Source organism: Caballeronia sp. LZ028 (genome assembly GCF_031451415.1).
Lineage (GTDB): Bacteria > Pseudomonadota > Gammaproteobacteria > Burkholderiales > Burkholderiaceae > Caballeronia > Caballeronia zhejiangensis.
The window spans coordinates 1-25,017 of the sequence record NZ_JARUXN010000013.1 but is presented as its reverse complement, the minus strand read 5'-3'; the positions used below and the strand labels follow the sequence as shown (position 1 = coordinate 25,017).

26 protein-coding genes are annotated in these 25,017 nt (G+C 59.6%); 7 read left to right on the top strand and 19 right to left on the bottom strand.

Annotated elements, in window-relative coordinates:
• Positions 1-307: 307 nt before the first annotated feature.
• The 3 genes from QCE58_RS31090 to QCE58_RS31080 all read left to right on the top strand — a co-directional run bounded on the left by QCE58_RS31090 (position 308) and on the right by QCE58_RS31080 (position 1,976).
• The gene (locus QCE58_RS31090) at positions 308-598 is read left to right on the top strand and encodes an Arc family DNA-binding protein (RefSeq protein WP_309780740.1); all 291 of its coding nucleotides are present in this window, start codon (positions 308-310) and stop codon (positions 596-598) included.
• A 783-nt stretch (positions 599-1,381) separates the two neighbouring features.
• Positions 1,382-1,636: a hypothetical protein gene (locus QCE58_RS31085; protein ID WP_309780737.1), complete on the top strand. Its 255-nt coding sequence runs from the start codon at positions 1,382-1,384 to the stop codon at positions 1,634-1,636.
• Between the two features lie 61 nt (positions 1,637-1,697).
• Positions 1,698-1,976, top strand: coding sequence for an HU family DNA-binding protein (locus QCE58_RS31080; protein ID WP_309780735.1), 279 nt, complete (start codon positions 1,698-1,700; stop codon positions 1,974-1,976).
• 27 nt (positions 1,977-2,003) lie between these two features.
• Here the strand turns inward: QCE58_RS31080 and QCE58_RS31075 are convergent, their stop codons facing one another.
• The 19 genes from QCE58_RS31075 to QCE58_RS30985 all read right to left on the bottom strand — a co-directional run bounded on the left by QCE58_RS31075 (position 2,004) and on the right by QCE58_RS30985 (position 21,393).
• Positions 2,004-2,180 (bottom strand): hypothetical protein, encoded by a 177-nt coding sequence (locus QCE58_RS31075; protein ID WP_309780733.1) that lies wholly within the window; start codon positions 2,178-2,180, stop codon positions 2,004-2,006.
• 56 nt (positions 2,181-2,236) lie between these two features.
• Complete coding sequence (locus tag QCE58_RS31070) at positions 2,237-2,971, bottom strand: RES family NAD+ phosphorylase (protein WP_309780731.1); 735 nt, start codon at positions 2,969-2,971, stop codon at positions 2,237-2,239.
• Positions 2,964-3,635: a hypothetical protein gene (locus QCE58_RS31065; RefSeq protein ID WP_309780729.1), complete on the bottom strand. Its 672-nt coding sequence runs from the start codon at positions 3,633-3,635 to the stop codon at positions 2,964-2,966. The genes QCE58_RS31070 and QCE58_RS31065 overlap by 8 nt, the downstream gene beginning before the upstream one ends.
• Positions 3,636-4,588: 953 nt before the next feature.
• Positions 4,589-4,813: a hypothetical protein gene (locus tag QCE58_RS31060; RefSeq protein ID WP_309780727.1), complete on the bottom strand. Its 225-nt coding sequence runs from the start codon at positions 4,811-4,813 to the stop codon at positions 4,589-4,591.
• A 152-nt stretch (positions 4,814-4,965) separates the two neighbouring features.
• Positions 4,966-6,471 carry a tripartite tricarboxylate transporter permease gene (locus QCE58_RS31055; protein WP_309780725.1) on the bottom strand — a complete coding sequence of 502 codons (1,506 nt, stop codon included), beginning with the start codon at positions 6,469-6,471 and terminating at the stop codon, positions 4,966-4,968.
• Positions 6,471-6,866 (bottom strand): tripartite tricarboxylate transporter TctB family protein, encoded by a 396-nt coding sequence (locus QCE58_RS31050; RefSeq protein WP_309780723.1) that lies wholly within the window; start codon positions 6,864-6,866, stop codon positions 6,471-6,473. The genes QCE58_RS31055 and QCE58_RS31050 overlap by 1 nt, the downstream gene beginning before the upstream one ends.
• Before the next feature lie 138 nt (positions 6,867-7,004).
• A complete protein-coding gene (locus tag QCE58_RS31045; RefSeq protein WP_309780721.1) occupies positions 7,005-7,913 on the bottom strand; it encodes a VOC family protein in 909 nt (302 codons plus the stop codon).
• Between the two features lie 35 nt (positions 7,914-7,948).
• The gene (locus tag QCE58_RS31040; RefSeq protein ID WP_309780720.1) at positions 7,949-8,935 is read right to left on the bottom strand and encodes a tripartite tricarboxylate transporter substrate binding protein; all 987 of its coding nucleotides are present in this window, start codon (positions 8,933-8,935) and stop codon (positions 7,949-7,951) included.
• A 35-nt stretch (positions 8,936-8,970) separates the two neighbouring features.
• A complete protein-coding gene (locus tag QCE58_RS31035) occupies positions 8,971-9,993 on the bottom strand; it encodes an NAD(P)-binding domain-containing protein (RefSeq protein ID WP_309780718.1) in 1,023 nt (340 codons plus the stop codon).
• Between the two features lie 8 nt (positions 9,994-10,001).
• Entirely contained in the window at positions 10,002-11,021 is a 1,020-nt protein-coding gene (locus QCE58_RS31030) for a dihydrodipicolinate synthase family protein (RefSeq protein WP_309780716.1), read from the bottom strand.
• Between the two features lie 104 nt (positions 11,022-11,125).
• The gene (locus tag QCE58_RS31025; protein WP_309780715.1) at positions 11,126-12,595 is read right to left on the bottom strand and encodes an NAD-dependent succinate-semialdehyde dehydrogenase; all 1,470 of its coding nucleotides are present in this window, start codon (positions 12,593-12,595) and stop codon (positions 11,126-11,128) included.
• A 335-nt stretch (positions 12,596-12,930) separates the two neighbouring features.
• A complete protein-coding gene (locus QCE58_RS31020; RefSeq protein WP_309780714.1) occupies positions 12,931-13,749 on the bottom strand; it encodes a phosphate ABC transporter substrate-binding protein in 819 nt (272 codons plus the stop codon).
• 95 nt (positions 13,750-13,844) lie between these two features.
• On the bottom strand, positions 13,845-14,843 hold the full coding sequence (locus QCE58_RS31015) for an ABC transporter substrate-binding protein (protein ID WP_309780713.1): 999 nt from the start codon (positions 14,841-14,843) through the stop codon (positions 13,845-13,847).
• The gene (locus QCE58_RS31010) at positions 14,833-15,525 is read right to left on the bottom strand and encodes a 4-carboxy-4-hydroxy-2-oxoadipate aldolase/oxaloacetate decarboxylase (protein WP_309780711.1); all 693 of its coding nucleotides are present in this window, start codon (positions 15,523-15,525) and stop codon (positions 14,833-14,835) included. The genes QCE58_RS31015 and QCE58_RS31010 overlap by 11 nt, the downstream gene beginning before the upstream one ends.
• 106 nt (positions 15,526-15,631) lie before the next feature.
• Positions 15,632-16,654: an amidohydrolase family protein gene (locus QCE58_RS31005; RefSeq protein WP_309780709.1), complete on the bottom strand. Its 1,023-nt coding sequence runs from the start codon at positions 16,652-16,654 to the stop codon at positions 15,632-15,634.
• A gap of 121 nt (positions 16,655-16,775) precedes the next feature.
• A complete protein-coding gene (locus QCE58_RS31000; protein WP_309780708.1) occupies positions 16,776-17,873 on the bottom strand; it encodes a porin in 1,098 nt (365 codons plus the stop codon).
• Positions 17,874-18,094: 221 nt separating this feature from the next.
• Entirely contained in the window at positions 18,095-19,297 is a 1,203-nt protein-coding gene (locus QCE58_RS30995; RefSeq protein ID WP_309780707.1) for an MBL fold metallo-hydrolase, read from the bottom strand.
• Positions 19,294-20,100 (bottom strand): alpha/beta fold hydrolase, encoded by an 807-nt coding sequence (locus QCE58_RS30990; protein ID WP_309780705.1) that lies wholly within the window; start codon positions 20,098-20,100, stop codon positions 19,294-19,296. The genes QCE58_RS30995 and QCE58_RS30990 overlap by 4 nt, the downstream gene beginning before the upstream one ends.
• A gap of 210 nt (positions 20,101-20,310) precedes the next feature.
• A complete protein-coding gene (locus QCE58_RS30985) occupies positions 20,311-21,393 on the bottom strand; it encodes a porin (protein WP_309780703.1) in 1,083 nt (360 codons plus the stop codon).
• A 248-nt stretch (positions 21,394-21,641) separates the two neighbouring features.
• On the opposite strand from QCE58_RS30985, the gene QCE58_RS30980 reads away from it, so the two are divergent.
• From QCE58_RS30980 to QCE58_RS30970, 4 genes are all read left to right on the top strand, one after another.
• Complete coding sequence (locus QCE58_RS30980; protein WP_309780701.1) at positions 21,642-22,592, top strand: LysR substrate-binding domain-containing protein; 951 nt, start codon at positions 21,642-21,644, stop codon at positions 22,590-22,592.
• Positions 22,593-23,058: 466 nt separating this feature from the next.
• A complete protein-coding gene (locus tag QCE58_RS34170) occupies positions 23,059-23,247 on the top strand; it encodes a hypothetical protein (RefSeq protein ID WP_409014190.1) in 189 nt (62 codons plus the stop codon).
• A 75-nt stretch (positions 23,248-23,322) separates the two neighbouring features.
• Complete coding sequence (locus QCE58_RS30975) at positions 23,323-24,045, top strand: IclR family transcriptional regulator (protein ID WP_309780699.1); 723 nt, start codon at positions 23,323-23,325, stop codon at positions 24,043-24,045.
• 279 nt (positions 24,046-24,324) lie between these two features.
• On the top strand, positions 24,325-24,633 hold the full coding sequence (locus tag QCE58_RS30970) for a hypothetical protein (RefSeq protein WP_309780696.1): 309 nt from the start codon (positions 24,325-24,327) through the stop codon (positions 24,631-24,633).
• The last annotated feature ends 384 nt before the right edge of the window (positions 24,634-25,017 follow it).

Here is a 25,017-nt window from a genome sequence, read left to right as displayed (position 1 = left end):
TATGAGTTGATCTTATCTCGTGATTGAAGAATTGATTAGTCGTGGTTTGTTTGATCGAACTCGCTCGTAGGGGCGGGCTGAGATTGAGTTGTTTCTCGCATACGGGTCCTCAGCTCAACAACCAATTGGGCGTTTCGAGATCGCTCTTCGGCTTTGGCGCGCGCGCTGAGCCACTCATTCAGCTCCTTGGGAATTCGATACTGTGATCGAACAGATTCGCCCATTCTCGCTCCCTCTCCGTTGTTGTCACTATCTAGTGACTTGTAGTCACTATACGACAGTGTCTGGGTAGTGTCAAATTTAAACTATGGAAGATACCCACCGCTCTCAATATCGCTTGCCTTGGCCGCTCTACGAGGAGCTGAAGGCGGCTGCGGAGAAAAACCGCCGCCCGCTGAATGCCGAGCTTATCGCACGTCTTGAATCAACGTTTCCTCAGCTCTCGGCAGGCGCCGGCACCGATGTATCGACGTTGCACCTCACTATTTCTCGAATGTCCCTGGCTGAGCTCATGACGCCAGCCGAGATCACGATGTTTGCGCAACGAATGCTTGACATCGTGCATAACAACGGCGGCACCAATGACGCACCTCGCTAGTGCCTATGATCAGACAAAACATCGAAATTGTTCGTAATGTAGTGCCACTTACTTTGTAAGAGTTTGTGTCGCTCCTACGCATTTATATTGCTGCAGTGCAGCGGGCCTTCGACGGCATTTAGTGAACTATTCGAAAATTGATCGGGCCGAGGAGTGTCACGACGGTCATTTGGAATGGACAACGTCAGAGTTCTACCCCTTGAGTGCCAGCACGAGCAACGGCTTGACTGTGTCACCGAAAATGCGAAAGGAAACGGGACGACCAACCGGAGAGCGATCTTCGGTTACTTGCTGAATTGATGATGGGCCGCGATTTCGACCGGCAAAGCGTTGGGTCCGATCCTAAGAAGCGCGTACAAGCGCTTGAGCTTCATTGGCATGACTGGCTGCATGAGTCTGCTGCGGACGGCAACCTTCGCAAGAAGAAGTGCCCCGTTTATCGTACAGAAGTCGCCACAGGGGCAGCGAGGCGACGCACTTCACAAAATGCGGCTCCGTCTTCAAGGCGAGCTTACGGCGCTCGAGTCGCGCGAAGATAGCTTCAGCTTCAAGTGAAGGCACCGCGCTCCGTCGCGCGGCCACCGCGGCGACGCGGGCATATCGTTGACCCCGGTACTGTTGCTGTGTCGGCCCGTGCTGGAGCCACTAGTAACGCGGCGAGACAGAAGTATCGTGCAGCGATAATGTCTGCATGCGCTACCTAACAGGTGCAGGATCCGGCGAGTCGACGGATCGGTATCGACAGTACGGGGGAAATGGAATAGAAGGTCGGCGGAGAACAAGTTGCGAGTCGTTGCGGTTCGCATCGACCCGGTAATCGAGCAGCGCCTCCGAGTGCTGGCCGAGGTAACGGGACGAAAGCAGTCGTTTTTCTTGCAGCGAATGATCGAGGAGGGGATTGACGCGATGGAAGACATTTGGCTGTCACCCGAGACGCTGGCCAAAGTTCGGAATGGCGAACTGTCGGACTTGGTTGGGGAGTACGGTACGACTTCAGATTTATTCGACCTGGAAGCGGCCGATACCGGATCAACGTAGATGCAGTTTCGTTGCCGCAGTCTGCAGCGATGAGTAGTGAGCAATCGAAATGGGAGAAGGGATGAACAAACAAGAATTGGTTGATGCAGTCGCATCCGAAGTTGGGATCAGCAAGAGCGCAGCGGAAGAGGCAATCGGAGCTGTGTTGGAGACGATCTCGACGGAGGTAGCGGCAGGAAATGCGGTTCAGCTCGTGGGGTTCGGCACGTTTGCCCGTGGAGAGCGCGCCGCACGAACGGGTCGTAATCCGGCAACAGGCGAAGCGATGGAAATTGCTGCAGCGAAGACTGTGAAATTCACGGCCGGCAAAGCATTCAAGGATGCGGTCAACCGGTTGTGACCTGGCGCGCGGTTGTTGTCGAGCCACTCAGAAAAGTTGGCCGCCCAGCGGTTGCAGACTGGTGAGCGTGACAGCGCTCAGCCGCTCCGAGCCATCCGGATGAATCGGTCTGATCATCACGCGTTGACCTCGTGCTCCACCCAAGACCTCGACGATGCGATCGCCATAGCGTGCGATGGTGTCGCGCGGCGGCTTTCGCCTCATGATGTTTCGTTTAGAAGAAGAGGGCATAGACAGATCTTGCAGCTGCGACGTCGGTTCTACTTTCCTGGCGTTACGTCAACGCCGATGCGGTCTGCAAGGTCCAGCAGTTCCGCGTAAGCCTGCTCGTCTCTCAATAGATATCGTGAGCTGCCGACCTGCTGCAGCGTCCCCTGCGGAACGCGATCACCAAACAGCACCACGGCGCGCGCCGTGTCGTCCTGGCGCGAGATCCAGGAGAGCCCTTGGATGTCTACGTGTTTTGCATGAATGGCTTCAGCCCACAGACGCGTGTTCGGGTATTCGTTCTTCTCTGTGTCGATCAACTGTTTGCGCTGCACGCCGAGTTTGCGTAGCGCGACGCTGCTGAGGTCGGCAAGCTTTAGGTCGCGCTGGGCCTGTACCTGGGAATGCACTTGTCCCTCGAGCTTGTCCTTGGCGTAGTTCTTATAGCCAGGCGCGTGGGAGACGTCGTGGAACACCGATTCCATGGCGGCTGCGTCGAACGTGATCGCCGCGTAGATGGTCGGAATCGCCTTGCCATTGTTATCGCGGATCGGACTGAAACGCGCATTGCCTTTCTTTCCCGGATTGAACTCGCCAGCTTGGTACTGATCGGAGTGCACGCGGTGCAGCACCTGCTTGCTGGTCAAAGTCCATGGCGTAATATGAAGCGTCGCCGGCGGCGCCGGGGTCGGCAACGACGTTGAATTCGACCGGATCTTGCTAGCGTCACCATCGCCCGAAGGCGCGGCCGTACCGGCCGCTGACGAAGGCGTGCGGGGTTTAGCCATGCAAGACACCTTCCACTTCGTCCTGGGCGGCGGCGACAACTTGCTCCGGTTCGACCGCAAGTACATCCTGAGGTCGTCGGCCGCCCAAGAAGCTGTTGGCCGAGAGGAACCAGTAGGCTAGCCCCCAACTATCCTTCTTGTCGCCGAAGACATCCAAAACGGGTTTGAGAGCCTTGCGCGGTCGCCATCCGGCCTCGGGATCAAGGCCGTAACCCGGAAAGTAGTCGATGCCGTTGTGGTGAATCGCAAAGATTCGGCGCTCGCGTTTCCACTTGTTGGGCTGGGTGCTGGGATTGGTTGCGCTCAAACCAGCGAGTTCGGCGACCTTGGCCGCGGTCAGCCAGTCCGCTCCTTCCAGCACGGCTTTGCGCGAACGCGCGAGCATTGCTGCTTCTTTGAGCAAGTTCGGTGTCGGAGGCGCCTTGGGTACGATGGCATTGACCAAGGCCCTGAGCGTCTGCTCGTTCTGCTCGCTTAGCGTCTCGCCAATGAACGAGACGACGGTGGATAGCGCTTGGGCTAGCAGCACAGCCTGCTGAATACCCGCATGAGCCAGAGGCACGACGATGACCTGTTCAGCCTTGTATTGCTCAAGCCGGGTTCGCACCTCCTGTGGGGTGCCTACCAGGGGGGCAAATTCGGTTGGTTCATGAAGAGCAGGCATGGCAGGTTCCCTGATGGATTATATCGAGTATCAGTCTCAATGATATCCGGAATAATCTCGTGTGTCACCGACGATGTAACCGGCTAAGCGCTTGTGCCGCGCGGGAGGCCGTCATATCGCTGAATAGCATCATGTATTAGGCGATCCACGAAATGTTGATCATGTTAGTTATGTCGAATCCGCTCGTTTCCGGCGACACCCTTAATTTCCGCATCGCGTGTGCCGGACTGCTCCGGTGTCGTGGCTAACGCTATTGGAGCTGTCTCCCAGCGTCAGGAGCGAGCCAAGAGCACGAGAGCTGGACCGTGTGATCGAGGCGCAGTAGTCCCAAATGGGAGGGCCAGGGTTGGAGGATCACGTCAACGACTGCTTACCACCCTGCGATCGCCCTTAGATTTGGCGGCATCGTGCACCAAATGGCGGTGAGTTAGTAGTGCGAATGGATTAAAAATTGCATGTCGTGGTGTCCAGCGAGCGGGAACACACCGCTTCCGACGCTGGCGAAGCGTGACCAAATGTGCTCAACGGGTCTCTTGCTCCGCCCAGCAGGTTTCCGAGCGCAAGGTCGTCGGACGAGATGGCTGCTCGATACACGTTGCATCCATCTGCCGACATTCGATCCGAAAGCGCCCATCGCCTATAGCCGGTAATTGAATATCCGCAGCGAACTGAAGGAGCGAAGTACTCGTACGTTCATGACCACATCCGGCCAGCACAAACGTCAGAGATCGGCTTCGTCGTTCACCTTCGGCGCCCACTCGCGCGCATGAGAATCACGGCGCTCGCTCCTCCGATAAAGAAAAATACGCAAACCGACAGCATCGGCAAAGTGTAGCTGCCACCACCTATGTGCAGCAGCCAACCGCATAGACTGGCAGACACCCCACCCGCAATGCTCGTCGCGATCGTAAGCAAGCCGGTGTTCAGTCCGATCGCAGGCTTGGGGATCAACGTCAGCTTCGAGAGCGCCAGATTGTTCGCCGTTGCAATACCGCAAGCGATTGCGATGCGACATTCCAGAACAGCGCCATTTGCTGCGACTCGACGTATGCGCCGAAAATCACGGTCATTCCGTCCAAGGCCCCAGTAACCACGAACGCCTTACGCACGATCAGCGGATCTTTTCCTCGTGCGATGATGCGGTCTGCGGCCCACCCTGCCATCGGCCGCCAGGCCATTGAGAAAGTCTGTCGATTTGATTTTCGATGCAGGCGATCCAATGAAATGCTAAGTTACCTTAGCATTTCCCCGGCGCGCTTGTTAGGACGCCAATGGGCGGCCGCAGACCTCGCAGACACGCCTTCCTTGGCGTAGCGGGATCCGGCGCAGATCAGACGGACGAGGTTACGCTGCGGCCGCGATGCACCCTATGCAGGAATCGATACACATTCCAGCACAGCAGCAGCGCAATGAGGCTCAGCAGCGCCGCGCTGATCGGCCGTTCAACGAACACCATGAAGCTGCCGTGACTGAGCGTCGTTGCGCGGCGAAAGTTCTCTTCGAGCATCGGTCCGAGGATGAAACCCAGCATCAACGGCGGGACATCCAGTTGCAGGCACTTACAAAGATAGCCGAGCAAGCCGAATCCCGCCATGATGTAGATGTCGTCCACGCTGTTATGCACGCTGAACGCGCCGATGCAGCAAAACAGCAGGATGGCCGGAAATAATACTGCATAAGGCACGCGCAACACCGACAACAGCTGCTTCACCAGCGGCACGTTTAGGAACAGCAGAAAGCAATTGCCGATCCACATGCTCGCCACTAGTCCCCAAAAGGTCTCCGGATGCTGGGTCAGCATTACCGGACCCGGTTGGATGCCCTTCATGATGAACGCGGACATCATTAGCGCCATAGTCGGATTCTCGGGAATGCCGATGCTCAAGAGCGGTATGAAGCTCGTGCGAGACGCTGCCTCGTTGGCTGCCGCTTGGCCGGAGACGCCCTCGATCGCGCCCTCCCCAATCTCATGCCGGTACTTGCTCACTTTCTTTTCGATGGCGTAAGCACCAAATTGAGAGATCGCCGGCCCGCCGCCGGGCAGCAGACCCAGCGCCGAGCCAATCACGCTGCCGCGCAGCGAGCTCGCCAGCATCCGGGCCATGTCGCTTTTGCGGGCGCGCATGTCGATCTTTCCTGAAAACGGCGTGAACGTGTTGCCACGGTCGAGGTTGCGCGTGATCTCCGCGATCCCGAAACAGCCCAGTGCAACGCTGACCAGAGTGATGCCGTCCGCCAGCGACAGCTGCCCAAATGTGAAGCGCGACACGCCTGTCGCGAAGTCCGTCCCGATGCCGCCCAGCAGCGCACCGATCAAGGCCATCGCAAAGCCCGCAACGACACCGCCGCTCGACGACACATAACTCACGCTGGCGAAGCCGAGTAGGATCAGCGCGCAGTAATCCGCCGGCGAAAACAGGAAAGCGATCTGCGCAAGCCAGGGTGCAAGTGTTGCGATGACGACAGTCGCAATGGTGCCGCCGATGAAGCTGGATACACCCGCTGTCAGCAGCGCAAGCCCCGCCTTACCCTTGAGCGTCATCGCATAGCCGTCGATACAAGCGACGATGCTCGACGCGTGCGGAATCTTCATCGTTATCGCGCTGACGTTTTCGCCATACTGCGCGCCGTAATAGATCCCCGCCAGCATGATGATGCCCGCGTTGGCCGGCAAGGAATACGTGAGCGGCAACAGGAGGCTGATCGTCGCCAGCGGACCCAGACCTGGCAACACCCCAATCAGCGTGCCGATCGTGCATCCGATCGCGCAATAAGCCAGGTTGGTCCATGTCAACGCATGGCCAAACCCAAACAGTACGTTATGCAGTATATCCATCAATAGAGCCTCAGACTCACGCCAAGCACGGCAGTGAAGAGATAAGTGATGACCATGAGCCCGAGCGTGATTTTAACGTTGCGTTTCCAGTCGTACCGCTCACCCGCCAGCGCGGAGAAGAACACGAGGAACGTGACGCCGACGAGCGCGCCCACATACTCGGTCAGCACCGCGAAGCCGATCAGGCTGATCAACACGATGCCAATACTTTTAAACCGGATGTCGGCCCGCTGCCGTTTCTGAATGAACGAACTCGCGATCATGCCGATGCCGATCACGCCGACGATCGCACTGACGACCATCGGGAACAGTCCCGGGCCGGCCTGAGCCAGATTCCCGATTCGATAACCGCAGGCCTGGACGCCGAAGAAAAGCGCCGCGGCTGCGAAGGCCAACCCACGCATTAGATTCCGATTCATGATCGCGAGAGGTAGAAGGTGATCGGGCCGATGCCCGAGCGCCGCCCTGCCGATGTGTACGCATCCGAGATACGAAACGCACCGCAGAAGAGCGCCTGTTATGAAAGCCTCAATCTACTGCGCGATCAATGCGCTCGAGAATGGCACTTCCGTTTCGGCGCTTCGCATACGCTCCGTAGGCAACGCGAGTCCCCATTGGTCGCGCCTGCCGCGGCGGAATTTCCAGTCTTCCGGTCCGCCTACCTCATAAGTTTCGTCGACCTGTTCCACTTCGGCGGTGTATTCGATTGTGAATCCGCCGGGGCCGATGAAATAGCAGAAGACGTTGTTGCATGGGCCGTGACGGCCCACGCCCCAACCGATCTTCTCGCCGTGCTCCACCATGTTCGCGGTGGCGGACATCACGGAGTCCAGATCGCGCATCTCAAACGCAAGATGATTGAACGAGCTTTGTTCGGCTGTATAGAGCGCAAGGCTGTGGTGATCGTCGTTGCAGTTGAGGAAGGTGATGGTGCGCGTCTTGTCGATCAGGCGGAAGCCCAATTGCTCGATGAAGAACGTCCCTTCGCGGTCGGGGCTGTTCAGCACGATGTGCGACAGCTTGCGCGGCAGATCCGCCTGGTCGGCGGTATCCGCATGACGCTCGGCGTCGGCGATGACGCGAAACACCCTGCCCTCGACCGGATCGCGGAAAGAGAAGCCGTAGCCGCCGCCGGGATCGGAGAAGGTTTTCGGTTCAGTGATATTCGCCAGCCCGGACTGAGTCAGTTGCGCGTGCAACGCATCGGCCTGTTGGCGCGACTCGATGGAAAAGTCGATCCGCAGCATGCGCGACTCGGGATGGCGATGCAAAACGAGGATGTAGAAGTCTGGTCCGGTGCCGCGCAAATGCACGCTGTCCGCCGTCCTGCTCACCACCTTGAGGCCCCAGATGTCCTCGTAGAATCGTGCTGCTGTTTCTAGGTCCGGCACGCCGAAGTCGACGCTGCGCAGACCATTGATACCTGTCGTTGTTTTCTTCACCTGTGTCTCCATGTAAGTCCGGTGCCGCCGTTTTATCATTGGGGTTGAAGACCAATCTGACCCACCAGCCTTTCCGTGCGCGCGGAACTCACCTGGATCATCCGGGCAATCTGCTCCGGAGAACCGCCGAGCGACGTCGCCACGTTCTTGTTCATCCAGTCGACCATCTGCGGGGATTGCAGTGCCTTGTTGAGTTCGCTATTAAGTCGCTCGACGATCGGCTGCGGCAGCCTGGCCGGCCCCATCATTGCGAACCATGAGTCCACCTTATGGTAGCCGGGCAAGGTCTCGGCTACAGTCGGAACATTCGGCAAGCCCTTGTAGCGCCGATCGTCGAGTGTGGCGATAATTCTTACGCGCCCCGTCGACACCATTGCCGCGAGCCCACCGAATGAGTTGAATGACATGTCGACATTGCCGGCGGCTACGTCCTGCAGAGCAGCCAGCGGGCCCTTGTAAGCGACGTGCAGTAGATTGATGCCCGCCGCCGATGCGAAGTCCTCACCGTTCAAATGGAAGATCGAACCGTAACCGGCAGCGCCGTAGCTGACGTCGCCGGGATGCGTCCTGGCATGATCGATCAGTTCCGGCAAAGTGTGAACCGGCAGGCCTGCGCGCACCACTAGCACCTCTACCGGCGCAAACGTCGCCGCGATCGGCGTGAGATCGCGTTGTGAATCGAACGGCACGTTTTTCATTACATAACGGAGATTCACGAGCGTCGTACTACTCGTGAACAACAGCGTGTAGCCGTCGGGCTTGGCCCGCACCACTTCTTCGGTTGCAATCACGCCACTTGCGCCCGGCCGGTTCTCGATCACGATAGGCACATGCATCGATGCGCTCATCAGGCGCGTCACGGCGCGCGCAAACAAATCCGGCGAGGTTCCCGCCGCGCCGTAGACGACGGCGGTAATGGGCCTTTCCGGAAACGTCTGAGCGCGAACCGCTGGCGATGCAACCAGGACGGAGACGGCAAACAATAAACCGCCGAGCCTCGTTACCAGGTCATGCTTCAGCATCTCGCCTTGTCTCCTGTTTTTAACAACCACGCGTCTCAGACGCTCTTTTGTGCAGTGATGGCCAAGCGGTCCCGTTCCGACTGAATCGGCCGAAGCGCCGGGAACTCGCCCAGATCTTCCCCGAGGCCGAGCGCGATCACACGCTCATACACGAGGGCCGCCAACGCAATATCCTGTTCAGCCGTGCCGACGGACTTGTAAAGCACCGTCTCATCCGGTGATCGTCGACCGAGCGAGGGGTCACGCAACACCTGCCACAATTCGATCATTCGCCCGTCATAAGCGAGCCCCGCCTCCTGCGCCATTTGACCATCGCCCGAATCCAGCACGTGTTCGATATCGTCAGCTACGACACGACTCGTCTGCCAGACCGACACATCCACTTCGCGGTGTTGTGAACGCACCGAGCTGATGCCGCATACCAGCGCACCCCGCTTCAGGTCGTCGGCGAAGATGACGGGCTTGTTCTTCGCCCGGAAGCCGCTCAGGACTACATTTGCCGCTTTGATGGCTGCACGGGAGTCTTCCACCGGTTGAACATCGACACCCTTTAAACGATTTGCCGCATCGGCGGCGAACCGCTCCCTGTTGACCGGCGTCGGACTGCAGATGTACACCCGTTTCGCATCGAGCACGCTGCTCGCGGCATCGAGCAGCGCACGCGCTTGCACGCCTGAACCAATCACCGCCACCGTCTCGGCGACCGGCGGCTTCAGATGACGCACCGCGATCGCTGCGGCGGCCGCCGTCCGATACGCCGTGATCCAGTTGGCGTCCATCAGCGCGACAGTCGCGCCGTCGGAGATGCGGATTAACTGGATCATGTAACGCACACCGTGCTGCGGATGTAGATTCATCACCTTCAGCCCGCTGTAGCCGCTGCCGTAGCAGATTGCGGGCATCATCCGAAGGAAGCCGCCCAGCTTGTCGTCAATAGTCAGGCGCGGGGGTAATTCCAGCGCATCCTCGCCCGGGCGAGCTAGCAGAAGCTCCAGGTCGTCAATGATATTGACGCCTTCCATTGCCGCATGAATCACGGCCTCTCTGATCAATAACATGGTATGTCTCACATAGGATAACGGCCGTTGTAAAAATCGACCATGTCACCGGGTACTTTTTCGATGATCTTCGAGCGAATCAGCGCGTCCGAGAGACGCTTGGCAGTCCCGTCGGTGAGCCGCATGGTTGGCAGGCGCAGCCGGCCGCCGTTGAAGCCGTTCAACCATTCCATGTACTTCCAGCTCTGGCGATGGATGAAATGAGCCCCAGCCATGTAGGTGGCAGTTTCAGCAGTGCGTGCCTGGCGCGCCGGATGAATGCGCCAGAAGATTTCCATCGCTTCGTCCCACTTGCCCTCATGCATGAGCTTGAAGTACTTCGGCACGTTGTCGCCATAGAACTGGAAGCACGACGTGCCCATCCACTGCATGCCGAACCATTGCACGTGGCCGGGCGCGTTGCCGTCGCGCGGGTCCGAGACTAGCAGCTTGTCGCCGCAGGTACGCAGCGTTTCAATATGCGGCGCGTTGGTATTGCCACCGCCTTCGCACTTAAGCGCCACGGCAAGCGGATGATCGGCCAGGCGTGCAACCAGTTTCGGCGACAGCTCGGCCGGATGAATACGCTGGAAGTTCCAGAGGTGCACCGCAAACAGAACGGTCGCAATCCCCACCTCGTCCATCACCTTGGTGGTGTACTCGTACAGGTCTTCGTCCGACTTTGGATACCAGGTCGGCGGATAGGACAGCAGCATCGTATCGGCGCCAGCGGAGGCGCACGCCTTGCCGACGCGAATCGTTTCCTCGGTGGTGTCGAAACTTGCGTGGAACATGATGTGGAAGTCCGGACCGGCCTCATCCACCGCTACCTCGACAAATCGGGTGTACTCCTCCGGCGTCGTGCCACATTCGGAGACGGCGAGCGCGCCCCAGAAACCCAGCTTTTTGCACATGCGCACGTCGTGCCGAATCGCCGGCTCGTTGAGACGCTTGAGATCGTTCGAAAACGACGGTTGCAAAATGTTAGCCACTCCGCGCATGTTCTCGCGGGCCCAGGCCTTGGCGTCTTCTTTGGTATATGTAGGCATTGATGATGTCTCGGTGATGGAAAGCAACCGGTGCGAAGCAACGGAGCAACGGAGGTGGTGTGGACGTGACCGGAAGTGCTGTGAGAACGCGCGTGTGCGCCCGCTCAAACCGCTTCCAGACCGTTCCAGCACAGGTACTTGATTTCCAGATATTCGTCGATACCGTAACGGGAGCCCTCGCGCCCCAGGCCGCTCTGCTTGATGCCGCCGAACGGTGCGGCCTCGTTCGAGATTAGGCCGGTATTGATGCCCACCATGCCAGTCTCGATCGATTCGGCCGCGCGCCAGAGCCGTGCCGCATCGCGGCTGAAGATATATGCGGCAAGGCCGAAGATCGTATCGTTGGCCATTGCGATGGCTTCTTCGTCGGTGGTGAATCGCACCAGCGGCATGATTGGTCCAAAGGTCTCTTCGCGTGCGATCGTCATCTCGCGTGAGACTCCGCTGACGACCGTCGGCTCGAAGAACGTGCCGCCCAGTTCGTGACGCCGGCCGCCCGCCAGAATCGTTGCGCCACCTGCCTGCGCATCATTCAAATGCGTTTCGAGTTTCTCGACGGCAGCCGCGTCGATCAGCGGACCGATGTTGACGCCTTCCTCCAGGCCGTTGCCTACCTTAAGTTCTCGCGTGCATTCGGCGAGGCGTTCTGCCAGCGCATCATGAATGCCGGCCTGAACGAAGATCCGGTTCGCGGCGATGCAAGACTGGCCCGTGTTGCGGAACTTCGCGTTCATGACACCTTCGACGGCAACGTCGAGATCGGCGTCGTCGAAAATGATCAACGGTGCGTTGCCGCCCAGTTCCATCGAACACTTCTTAATGGTCGCGGCGGACTGCTGCAGCAACACGCGCCCTACTTCCGTCGATCCCGTGAACGTGATCTTTCGCACCAGTTCATGTTCAGTCAGCGTATTGCCGATCGCCCGCGTGTCGTTGCCCGTGATCACATTCAGGACGCCCGCCGGAATGCCGGCGCGCAACGCGAGCTCTCCCAGTGCGAGCGCGGTCATCGGGGTCTGGCTCGCGGGCTTGACGATCATCGTGCAGCCTGCGGCAAGCGCCGGTGCAGCCTTGCGCGTGATCATCGCCGCCGGAAAATTCCACGGCGTGATGGCCGCGCACACGCCTACCGGCTGTCTGAGCGCGAGAATGCGCTGGCCCGGCTTGGTCGCCGGAATCACTTCGCCATAAACTCGCTTTGCTTCTTCCGAGAACCACTGCACAAACGATGCGGCATAGTCGATTTCGCCGCGCGATTCCGCAATCGGCTTGCCTTCTTCCAACGTGATCAGCGTCGCGAGATCCTCCTTGTGCTCGACGATGAGTTCATACCAACGGCGCACGATCTCGCTGCGTTCCTTGGCGGTCTTCCTGCGCCATTGCAAGGCTGCGCGGTCAGCTGCCTCGATGGCCACGATGGTCTCGGCCTCCCTGCAGCGGGGCAGCCGGACCAGTACTTCGCCGTTCGCGGGGTTGCGCAGTTCATAGGTGCCATGCGGCGTCTCGTCCAGCCAGCGCCCGTCGATCAGCGCCGCTTCGCGCCACAATCCGGCGTCTTTGAGGAGTTGCTTCATTTTTGTCTCGTCCAGTTCAGAACGGTTCGAAGTATCGCAAGAGCCCTCTGCGGGTGCCTATTGAGTAAATTCGCGCCGCCGGTTAGCAGTTTCGTTAATCGATAATGTTAATGTTGCGCTGCACAACACGTTCTAAGGCCCAATAGGTGGAATGCTAGGGCGCTGTTTCTGCAAATCAACCCGATGAGGCCGCAAATCCTGTAGCCGCACGCTGCTTAGGCAAGTGTCGAAAAGCATCAATCGCTAATAGCTCTATTGCAACGCACAATTTATTCGCTTGTAGGTGTTTAGGTGTTAATACTGACGGTCTCTACTCAGCATTCAGTCGAAGATCTTTAGAGCGTCAGAGAGGCAGTGGTGTCATCGAACAGCTCGTCAACGGACAGTCGCCTGGAGATGATCTTCTGCTCGAAAGCCCACTCGATCGCCAGTGCGAGACCCTTACGGTTCGCTTCGACGCCGACAGGTGGCAGCGTCGCGAGCGCGTCGGCCGGCGCCTGCGCGCGGCTCTCGCAGAGCATTCGGAAGATTTCTCGGACCACGTCCGGGCGTTCGCGCGAAAGCGATTCGTGAACGACGAACACGTGATTGATCGGAATCAGCCCTTCGCGCGCCGACCAGTTCGCCGCCGCGTCGAACGGATCGGCAATCAGTGTCGCAACGCGGGCATCAGAGGGCATCTCCATGCCCATGATCGCTGCGGCAAGCTCGCCCTCCAGCATCATCTGCGGGAGTGAACTGCCCGCGGGCAACCGGGCGCAGTTCGGCGGATCTTCGTATTCGGCAAGATGTCCTTCATCCACGGTCATCCACTGAACCTTGTCGATATCCACGCCGTATTCGTGACGGAGGATGCCGCGCACCCACAGACCGGTAGTCTGTGCGTAGGTCCGCACGCCGACCTTGCGCCCTTCGATGTCCTTCGGCTCGAGCAGGCCCAATTCGCGGTTGAAGCCAATACAGTGATGCTGAAGGCGCCCGAGCACCGGCACCGGCAACATCACATAAGGCTTGCTATAGATGCGAGCTTGCAGATACGTGACGATCGCAAGCTCGCCCGCGTCGAAAGCCCCTTCGCGAATCATCGGCTTGAATCCGTCATGCGCAGACCGGGGTGCGCTGCTCGTGTCGAGATGCACCAGCTTCGATTGCACGCTGCCGTCCTTCAGCGCACGGGTGCCTGGATAGGCGGCAAGATTCGTTCGTAGCGTCAGAGCGCCTGCGGCAAAGGTGGACATATTGATGCGTCTTATTGGTCGAGTGGATTGATGAACAGTTCTTCGGCGGTGAATGACCGGGGAAGCAGATGTTGTTCAAAGCAGTAACGGATCAGCGCGTCGATGGAGGGCCGGTTGGCCTCGATGCCGTACGGCAACGGGTCCGCGCCGACGATGCCCTGCATCGTGTGGTAGTGCGCATCGGTCTCGAAGTCGGAGGAGCCAGCGGCCAACTGGGCAAGGTATCGGTTCTTCGACTCCACGCAGGCGTCGAACAGCGCGTGTGCGACATGCGGATGCTGCTCGAGCACTGCGTCCTTGATGACGAGCAAACCGTGAATCGGGTAGATGCCAGTCCGCCGATACCATTCGAGTTCACGCTCGGCGGCATCAGGGAACAGCTCGTCATAGTGATGCGCGGCCTCCGAAGGATTCGCCTGCCAGCCTTCTTTTGGTGCGCCCGCCCGCCCGATACCCGCATTGCCGGTGAAAGCTGCAGAGAGATAACCCAGCGCGATCAGGTCGACCAGCGAGCTGCCTTCCGGCGACTTCTGAACGTTGTCCGGCAAGCGCAACGACGCGACGTGCTCTTCGTCGTCGACGACCCAGGTGATGGCGTCGTTACTGACGCCGTAATCGTCAGAGAGGATGCCGCGCGTCCAGATCCCGGTCGTCACCGAATAGCCGCGCACGCCCACACGCTTCTGTTCGAGGTCCGCAGGTGAACGAACGCCGGCATCTTTACGCACGACCAGTCCGGCATGATGAAAGCGCCGGAAGATGAAGACGGGCAACGCCTTGAACGGCGCACCGGCCGCGCGCGCGATCATGTAGGTTGCGGGCGCCATTTCGCAGACGTCGAATTCAACGTCACGCACCATCCGGCGAAACGCGGAGATGATCGGCTTGATCTCGACGAACTCGGGTGCTACGCCTTCAATCGGTACAATGCCTTGCTTGAGCGCAGCGGTGTGCCCGTAGGTCGCCATCGCGATCTTCAAGGGCACGGGTGCAATAGCATCAGAGCTCATCGCTGTTCTCCACGTAGGTGAGCCCAGCTGCGGCGAGCCCGGGGCGCATATTGCTCACGTCCAGTGAGATTTCGCCTGCGGCATAACGGGCGCGCGCTATTTCTTCCTTCTCTGACCGCTCACGAGCCAGCCGAAGAACGTGCGCAGCATCGTTGCTAGGGACGATGACGACGCCGTCGTCATCCGCGACGACAACATCGCCCGGGTTCACCAGCACGCCACCGCAGACGACCGGCATGTTGACCTGCCCCAATGTCGCCTTAACCGTTCCCCGCGCCGAGACCGCGCGCGACCACACCGGGAAGTTCATTTGCGTCAGCGTGCGCACATCGCGGCAGCCCGCATCGATCACTACGCCGCACACGCCTCGCGCATTGAGCGCGGTGGCGATCAGGTCGCCGATCATGCCGTCGGTGTTGGCGGTCATGACGCCGACCACGAGCACGTCGCCGGGCTCACATTGTTCGATTGCAACGTGCAGCATCCAGTTGTCGCCAGGCGCGGCCAGCACCGTGACGGCCGGACCGGCGATCATGGCGCCCGCGAAAATCGGGCGCAGATAAGGCTGCATCAGCCGATCCCGCCCCATGGCTTCGTGCACCGTGGCCACGCCTTGTTCGGCGAGCGCGGCGCATACATCGGCGGGAGGGCGGGTAATGTTCTTGACGACAATATTTTTCATGGACGTTATGGCGCATGTGATCCATCACGCAACTAATGCGTAACGCGGCTTGAATGCCCGATCGATGGAATGTTCAAGTGAGGGAGCGGCATGGCACTTCGCCGACTCATGCGTTCAACTGTTTGGCCAGACGCGGGTAAACACGCAGAGCGTTGCCGCTAAAAATCTCCGCAGTCGCTTTCGCGCCGAGACCTGCCGCATCGATATAGCGGCGGGTGTCGTCGAAGAAGTGGCCTGTCTCGCGGTCGATCCCGCGTACCGCACCCACGGTTTCCGACGCGAACAGAATGTTCTCCGTAGGAATGACCTTCAGCAGCAGATCGATGCCCGGCTGGTGGTACACGCAGGTATCGAAGAAGATATTGTTGAGGAGCAGTTCGTCCAGCGGCGGCAAGCCCATGTCCTGCGCAATACCGCGATAGCGACCCCAGTGATAAGGCACCGCGCCTCCGCCGTGCGGAATGATGAAGCGCAGTGTCGGGAAGTCCTTGAACAGCGGCGAGGTCAGGCACTGCATGAACGCAGTGGTATCGGCATTGATGTAGTGCGCGCCCGTCGCATGAAAATGAGGGTTGCACGAACCGCTGACATGGATCATCGCGGGCACGTCCAGTTCGACGAGCTTCTCGTACAGCGGATACCACCACGTGTCGTGCAGCGGCGGATCCGTCCAATAGCCGCCGGACGGATCCGGGTTGAGATTGCAACCGACAAAACCGAGTTCATTCACGCAGCGCTCGAGCTCCGGAACGCAGTTCTTCGGCGCCACGCCCGGGCTTTGCGGCAGCTGGCAGACGGCGGCGAAATTCGCCGGATACAACGTCTGGATGCGGTGAATCAGGTCGTTGCAGACGCTCGCCCAGTCTTCGCTGGTCTGCTCGCTGCCGAGGTGATGTCCCATGCCCACCGCACGCGGCGAGAAGATCGTCAGGTCGGTGCCGCGCTCGCGCTGAAGACGTAGCTGCGCCCCTTCCAGGCTCTCGCGCAATTCGTCGTCCGACACCGCCGGTCGAGCCAGCCGGGCAAGCCTGCCGCCGTCCCCGCAACAGGCGCAAGACAACTGTTCTTTACGATACGCATCCAGTTGCTTCGGCGCGGTCGTGTAGTGTCCGTGACAGTCGATGATCATGAGTGCATGGCGAAAGAATTGAGTTGGTCCGAAAGAATGGATTAACCTGAGGCGGCTGTCGATTGAGTAAATGCCGGCCTGTCCTTGAGCGCTTCGTTAATCCAGAAGCACGTCGGCTCGATTAAAAATAGTGTTTGAGGCCCAGCTGGATGATTGCTTGCGACGACGTCGAGGAAGGGCCGCCTGACTGAAACAGCTCAGCCGTTTGCCCCGCGCCGCTGGTGCGTTCGAGGTCCGCCGCCAGATACACGTCCGTTCGCTTTGAGAGAAAGTAATCGAGCGTGCCGATCAGTTGATACCAGCGCGAACTGCTCAGACGCGATGAACTGACGGCCCCTTCGAACTCGAACGCAGGCGTGAAGTGATAGACTCCACCGAGCGTGAGCGTTTGCAGCGAGCCCGAATCGCGGGCGCTCTCCATATGCACATTTGTGTACGTGACCACCGCCGTGGCCGGGCCAAAAATATAGCTGATACCGAGGGCCGCCACGCTCAAGCTTTTCAGCGGCACCGCCGTGGTGGAGCCGAAACCGAGCTGATAGCCGAGGAAGAAGCTCGTCCCCATCGCCGACGCTGGCGTCACGCTCAATCCGCTGATCTGGGTATAGACAGCGATTGCATCTACCACGGGCGTGATATACCGAAGCTCGAAGCTACGGCCATAACCATTGACCGCCGTTCCCGTGCCGGTCGTCGGAAACGCGTACATCACGCCGAACGTGAAGCCGGGGCCCGGCCCCGAGCGATACTTGATCGAGTTGCTCAACTGGCCGCCCGCCATGCGGTCCAGGCCGCCGGGCGCCATCGAGTAAGTGGTCAGATACTGGTCGGATTCAGGAACGAGATAGAGAAAGTCGTTCATGAACTCGCCCTGTCGGCCGATTGTCACCTGACCATAACGCTTGCTGGCTAGGCCGACCTGCGCAACCCGGCCGAACAGCACGCCGCTGGTCGCCATGGCCCCCGTATTGATGTTGTACGCGGATTGCAAGTTGAAAATGGCGTTCCATCCGCCGCCCAAGTCTTCCCTGCCCTTCAATCCCCAGTAAGTTGGCCAGCGAATGCCATTGGCCATCTTGACCGCACTGTCTCCTTTAATATTAGTCGTGTACGCGATACCTTCGTCAATCACACCGAACAAAGTCACTGAGCTTTGCGCGTGCGCAGCCGAGATCGAACTGATCGCAGCAATCGTGAAGGCGAGTAAGCGCTTTTTCATATCTTCTTCGTGTGACCTTTTATCTGCGAGCGGCGTCCTTGCGATACAACGCGCAATCAAGAATGAAGGACACGACAACGGAAGGCCACGGCGATATGGGCCGTACCTCGCTTGCAAGCTTGAACGGGAGTCTGCCGGGGCGGCAGCGCTTATGCCCGTGTGTTCAGCGGCATTGCCCTGTATGGCATGACGAAAACACGACTGGACTGCGATTCAGCTCTTCACTGTGCATCGCTTTTCTCACGTGCATAGTCGGGCAGCGGCAGCCCCAACTCTTCTCGCAACTGGATTTCCTCGAATGCATTGATCACTGTATTGCGCCAGACGTCGGCGACGAACGGCGGCGCCTTGTCCGGCGGCGGCATCTTCTGCAGCAACGCGGTCACGGTCTGTCCGCTGTTCACGGCTGTGCTGATCTGACCAATGATTTGCTTGCCATCGGCGATGGCGTCGTCGAGGCTCGCCTTGCCATGGATCACCGGCGAGTGCCCTGTCAGCGCAACATCGAAGTCGAGACGGCGAACACCTTCGAGGGTGGCAGGCGTCTCCAACGCAGAACCGTCGCGGCCGTCGAGGCCTGCGTCGAGAAACTTGTAGCCGGTGTCCTGACCCCACAGGTCACCCACCATGGCTACTTTCTCTTTCGGCAGGAACACGGCGAGATCGCCCGTGGAATGCGCTCGCCCAAAGTAATGAATTTCGATGCGCCGTTCGCCGTCGGTAATCACCTTTTCCTCACCCGGCTTCAGATTGAGGCACAGATTCGGCATGGCCCAGCGGAAGCTTTTGGCATCAGCAAGATAGAGCTGAGTGCCTTTGATGCGGCGGTCGAGCGCCGCGCTTTGCGGGTCGGTGTCCGCGAGCTTCGCGCGCTGGGCCTGCATGTCTTCCAGACCCTTGTTCTGCATGGGCAGACGATCACGCATGCGCACAATCGTCTTCTGGGGAATGCCGGCGCACGTATCCTGATGCGCGATGATCTGCACGTGCGGATTGTCCTCGACGAAGGCGATGTTCCCGCCGACATGATCCTGATGCAGGTGCGTATTTATCACGTACCTGACCGGGCCGTGACCCACTTCCTTCGCCTTGGCGAGAATCTCTCGCCCTAGGAAACCGGCGGTCTGCGTATCCACCACCAACTCGCCGCCGCTCGGCAGCGTCACGATGGCCACGTTGCCGCTCTGGAATGAACCGGGCTTCGAAACGCCGAACCATACTCCGGGTGCGACTTCATCCCAGTCGAAGTGGTGGTAGTCCGATTTCGCGGTCGCGGCCGCTGCTCCAGCGGATACGAGTAACCCCGTACATAAGGCAGTGACCAGATGTGCTTTAGAATTTTTCACGCTACTGTCTCCTTCTTTTTTTGTCCCGGCCGCCGCCGGGACCTTCGGCAACGGTCGCACCGTGATCGAGAGTGTCATCGACTTGCTCGTGTTTCCTGCAGCCACGCACCCAGTACCCGGTTGAAATTCTCCGGCTGCTCGACGTTGGGGACATGACGCGCGCCGACGAATTCCTCATAGCGCCCATCGCGAAAGAGCGCTGCGATACGGCGGCTCTCCTCGGGCGTGGCGCGCGGATCCTCACTGCCGCAGGTGACCAGCACCGGTACCATCACTTCGTGCAGGTGGCCGGTGTAATTGAAGTTGGCCAGCGCTTGCGCACAGCCGACATAGCCCGCCACGGTGCAGCCTGCCACCGTGGCGCGAATCTGCTGCCAGCGCTGCGGATGGCTTTCGCGGAAACCTTGGGTCAACCAGCGGCCCATCGTCTCGTCAGCGATGGATTCCACGGTGCCGGTCTGTTGCAGCGTCTCGATTCGCTTACCCCAGTGATTCGCGGCATCGGGAAAGGACTCGCTTTGCGTGTCGCACAGCATCAGTGACGCCACCCTGTGCGGATGACGCAAGGCCAGCGACTGACCGATCGCACCGCCAATGGAAAGCCCGACGAAATGCAGGCGCTCGATGCCGGTCGAGTCAGCCACGGCGATTAGATCGTCGGCGAGTTCGTCGATCGTATAGGGGCCGGGCGCGCCTCGGCTCCCGCCATGGCCGCGCAAATCGACGCGCAGCACCCGATAACCCGCCGCCAGCAGCGGCGGAACCTGCTCGGCCCACAGCCCGAGATCAGCCGCGAGCGAATGGGAGAACACCACGACTTCGCCTGACTCTGGACCGACGAGGTCATAGCACAACGTGCGATCACGCAAAGGAAGCAGCATGACATCAACTCCCGCTCACGAAGCCGATCCCTACGCGCGCGGACGCATCCGACCGGCTCCCAGCAAACTCTCGAACATTCTGTTTACACGTCATTGACACCTCATTGACTCATAGTGTGCGACGCCCCATGCGGGGTCGTGGTTATATTGAAGGGTCGGGCTTTTCCAAACGCGGCGCCATGCATGCGGTATGCCTTATGCATGAGCGAATCAGAACTTGTGCTGTACACCGAGCCCCACTACGTTGGTATTCTCACCGGGATATCCGCTTGTGTGCGCGGCAGTGATGATGTTCGTCAGCCCGTTTGCTCCTTTCTTGGAAGCCATCAAACCGATAAAGCCGTATAACTTGGTTCGCTTCGTTAGCCAGTAGTCGTCGTTGATGACATAGCTCGACGTCGCGTTGGTCGTGTTCATTCGATCTTCGGTGAAGTAATAAGCTGCCGTCAGCGATTGCGCCGACGTCATCTTCCACGTCACACCGCCGCCCAGCATGATCACATGAGAGCGCGGCGTCACACCGATCACGACGTCCGCATTGCCTTGCGGCAAATCGAAGTCTTCATACACGCCGCGAATCGTGAAGTCACCTATCCGGTAGCCCGCGCCCAGTGCCCAGATTCTGAGATCGCGCTGGCCGGTGGAATCGTTTTGCACCAGAAAACTTGCAGCGCCGAGTAACGTGCCGTTGTCATACGACACGCCGGTCGAAATTGCCCGGCCTTGCGAGAGGCTTCCAGGCGTGTTGCCGAAGCGATACAAGGCGCCAACCGAAACGCCGTGTCCGCGGTAGCTATAACTCGCTGAATTGCTTTCCCACACAGTCTGGGCAGGGACGGTGTTCTTGCCTTCGAGCAGATACCAGGGACCCGCCGCGCTAAACGACTGGCTGTATTCCAGCGGATCGACTTTCACGAGTGCGACATACGCGGGATCGATCTGCTTTCCGAGCGTCAAGCGTCCGAAGGGATTTTCGATGAACAGATTCGCTTTCTGGCTGAACAGCGAGCCGCTCGATTGCAGCGCGCCGTTGCCTATATCGAACTGCCCTTGCAGATTGAAGCCCGCGCGCCAGCCGCCGCCCAGGTCTTCCGTTCCGAGCATGCCGAAGTAGTTGGCCGACTGATTGCCCGCGCCGTTGAACATGAAAAGGCTATCGTGGCTCTTTCCTCCGCCTCCCGGCCCGCCATTCTTGCTCTGGTAGAGCAAGCCGGCATCCAGTGTTCCGTACAGCGTCACGGAACTCTGTGCGTGAACGCCGGTCGCTAGAACGAGTGGCATGGCCGCGAGCAAGGTGTTCCGCAGGCTCGGACGGCGAAACGAGCGGACAAGGCGCCGACGCGCCGCATGGGCAGATTGAAGCATTCAGTTGTCTCCTCATTTGGATCATCGCCGACGGTGCTCTGTCACCATCGAGGACATCCATACTGTTGTTGTGCCGGCGCTCTTCTGGCGCGAGGTCACTGCGCTGCATTCTTCCAGTTGTCATGGCTAGCGTCGATTGAGTAAACTGAGCGACCTAGTTAAAGAATTGGTTAACCGTGCCTACTCAGCTCGACTGGTATCTGCAACTGAACCTTAAAGCCCGCAATCTGCGCCTGCTCGTCGCCATCGACGACCTTGGCAGTCTGAAGAAGGTGGCCGAAGCCATGCATGTCACTTTGCCTGCGGTGTCACGGGCGCTGACCGAACTCGAGAAAGGCCTAGGGCTTGAGTTGTTCACTCGCACGCAGCAAGGCCTGCGTCCAACCGTCTACGGGGAATGCCTCATACGGCACGCGCGCGGCATGCTCACCGACCTGCAGCATGTGCGCGACGAACTTAATGCGCTGAGTTCGGGCACTGGCGGAAAAGTCAACGTGGGAGTGTATCCGGCATCGAGTTCGGTACTGCTACCACGAGCGCTCGCCTTGCTAAAGGAGCGTTCACCGGGCACGAATGCGCAGGTGATCGAAAACACTTCGCCGGTGCTGCTGCCGCAGCTCTGGGAAGGCAAGATCGATCTGGTTGTGGGCCGACTGGAATCCTTTCGGCCGTCCAGCGGTTTCGAAGAGAAGGCGCTGCTCGAAGAACAGTTGCTGGTGGTGACGAGTCCGACTCATCCGCTCGCGCTGCGCAAGCGTCTGCAGTGGGCGGATCTAAGCCGTTTCCCGTGGGTGCTGCCGCCGCCAGTCTCGCAGATGCGGGAGCCGCTGGAACGCTGGTTGGTTCAGAATGGTATCGAGGTCGACAAGAACTACATCGAAACCCAGTCGGTGCATCTGATCCGCGCATACCTTTATCTCACCGATGCCATCTCGGTGATGGCGCGCGCGGCCGCGAGCGACAAGGCACAGCCGCTCAAGGTGCTACCGCTGGAACTGCCGCGCATGCTGCGCTCGGCAGGCGTGCTATGGAACCGTAACCGTCCGCTCAGTCACGCGGCTCGACTGATGATCGAATGTCTGGAGGACACCGCCGTGAAAATGGGCGACGAGGCGGCGGCGACCTGACCCTCTCTCCGGGGCCGTTCGGTGTATTGGCTGGACTCACCCTTGCGCAGGCGCAGCCACCTGCGATGACCGAGATCCGAGCAAGATGCGCGCGCGCATGGCCAGCTTGGCGCGCATGAGCCGCGGGCCGAACATATCCGTTCCGCAGTCGGTGTTGGAATCCGTGCTGCTTCAGGCTGCCCGAGAGCGAGGAGTGACGGTGCATTTTCTGGACTGAGCTCATAGCGTTCGAGCAAAACAACAGCGGCGTCACCGCTCTGCTGCGTTCGTCATCGGTCGATGGTTTAGGACGCGATACGAGTCTGGAGCCTTTGTGGCCGATGGGCGTTCTCCAGCCCCGGTCGATCACTATGATCCCGCCGGTCGCCCAGGGACGCGCATGCCGCATCTGGCTCGACGCCACGATTTCCCCTCTTGATTTAATCGGGCCTGGCCTCACACTTTTGACGGGCCCCGACCATGTCCGATGGGCGAGAGAGGCGTCCGAACTCGGCCTTCGTGTGGTCGCGGCCACAAATGTCGACGCCTGCATGCAATGAGCCTGCCACCCGATGGGGCGGTGCTAGTTCGGCCAGATGGAGTCATCGCGTGGCATTCCGCGTCGCATGTCTCCCTGTCCGACGGAATTCGTATGGTGCTAGGACGGCGCGGATGAGTACTTCCCCTCGATTGGACCAGTGAAGCGTGCGGAGCTTGCACAGAGGTCAAATTGGCGCGTTAAGGAGACGGGATGGGAAACGACGGTGTGATCGCGGTTGAACGGGCGCTCGGCCTGCTCGACTGCTTCAAGCTCGGCAAGGAAAAATTCTCGCTTGCCGCACTCGCGACTGCTTCGGGCATGCATAAGACGACCGTGTACCGGCTGATGAACTCGCTTGAGCGCATGGGCTATGTCGTGCGTTCCGACGACGGCACGTATGGACTCGGCCATCGCCTGCTTTATCTGGGCAAGCTCTACGAGCAGTCGTTCCATCTGTCGTCGGTGGTCGAGCCGGTGCTGTTCTCGCTCGCCGCCGCGACGAAGGAAAGCGCTTCGTACTACGTGCTCGACAACGGCAAGCGATTATGCCTTTTCCGCGCGGAGCCATCCGAAGGGCTGCGCGAAACGCGGCTCGCGGGAACGTCGCTCCCGCTCGATAACACCGCCATCGGGCAAGTGATCCGCTATTGGGGACTTCGCGAGCCGATTTTCTCCGAGCCGCCGCTGATTCCGTTCTTTGCCTCAGGCCCGCGTGATGCGCACATTGCGGGGTTTGCCACGCCGGTATTCGGCCCCGGCGAAGAATTCATGGCCGCGCTGGCGCTGACCGGTCCGGCCTCGCGCCTGAGCGTGGCGCGCGAAACGCGCGAGCTCATTGCCCCGCAACTGCGGGCCGCCTCGGCCCTCTCTCGACGGCTCGGAGCGAGCGTGGCCTTCTGCGAGCGCATGTACAGCCCGAGCGAGGGGCGCTAGTCCCGGAAGGGCGAAGTCGTATATCTGCCTCTCCGTAGTCAAGTACACAGCTCTAAAAATCTGACATCAATTGACGGCCCCTTCGACCGGTGTCCCGAAAAAGAAAACCCGCTCGATTGAGCGGGCTGAATCCATATCGGTGGACATGGAGGAGACGGTGTAAGTATGAACCCTTATCGCCCGATTGCAAACCCGATCTTGAATTGGCAAGGGTTCGCTCGCTCGTTTTGCTGGGCGCCGGGCGCAAGGCTTGCCCGTCTGGCGACGGGAGGTGGCGCCATGAAAGCGACTGCATCCTTGGAACAAGCCAAGCGGGAAGCTCAGCTCGTCGATGCGCTGCTCGTTGCGCGCTATGCACTTGTCATCCATGACGGCATGACGCTGCTTGGCGACGACGAACCGCCATCGCGATGGTATGTCAGTTTTAAGGCCGAGCTTACGCGCATCGATGCGGCATTACGGATGGCCGGCATCGACACGCAGCAGCCGCTTCGTCCGCCGACGCTCGACCGGGGCGACGGCGATGTGAACATAAACGCGATGGCGACGGCATGCCGCCGGACGCGAGCGAATGACATGGGGCGCTGAAATGGTTCGCGTGCGACGCGCGTACGCGCGCCCGAAACGGCGCCGGGCGAAATGCCGATCCTCATCGAGCCACAACTGGCGACGTTGGTGGAACGACACCCCGCGAAGGGTGACTGGTCCTACGAGATCAAGTTCAAGTAGGCATCTCGCCGTGTGTTGCCGTCCAAAGGCTCGTCCAGCAAGGCTGTGGCAGGCGGCTGTTGCTTTTGAAATTCCCGATCTGTTGCCTTTCAACGATGTGCTTCAATGCCTCATGCCGTTTAGGTTTATTCGATGCCTGCCCTTAACCACGGGCGCGTCATCGAACGACCACGCGTGCGGGCAGGCGTTGGATAAACCTCGAGGAAGGAAACCGCGGAGTAGTCCGATGCAGCCAGCGTTTTC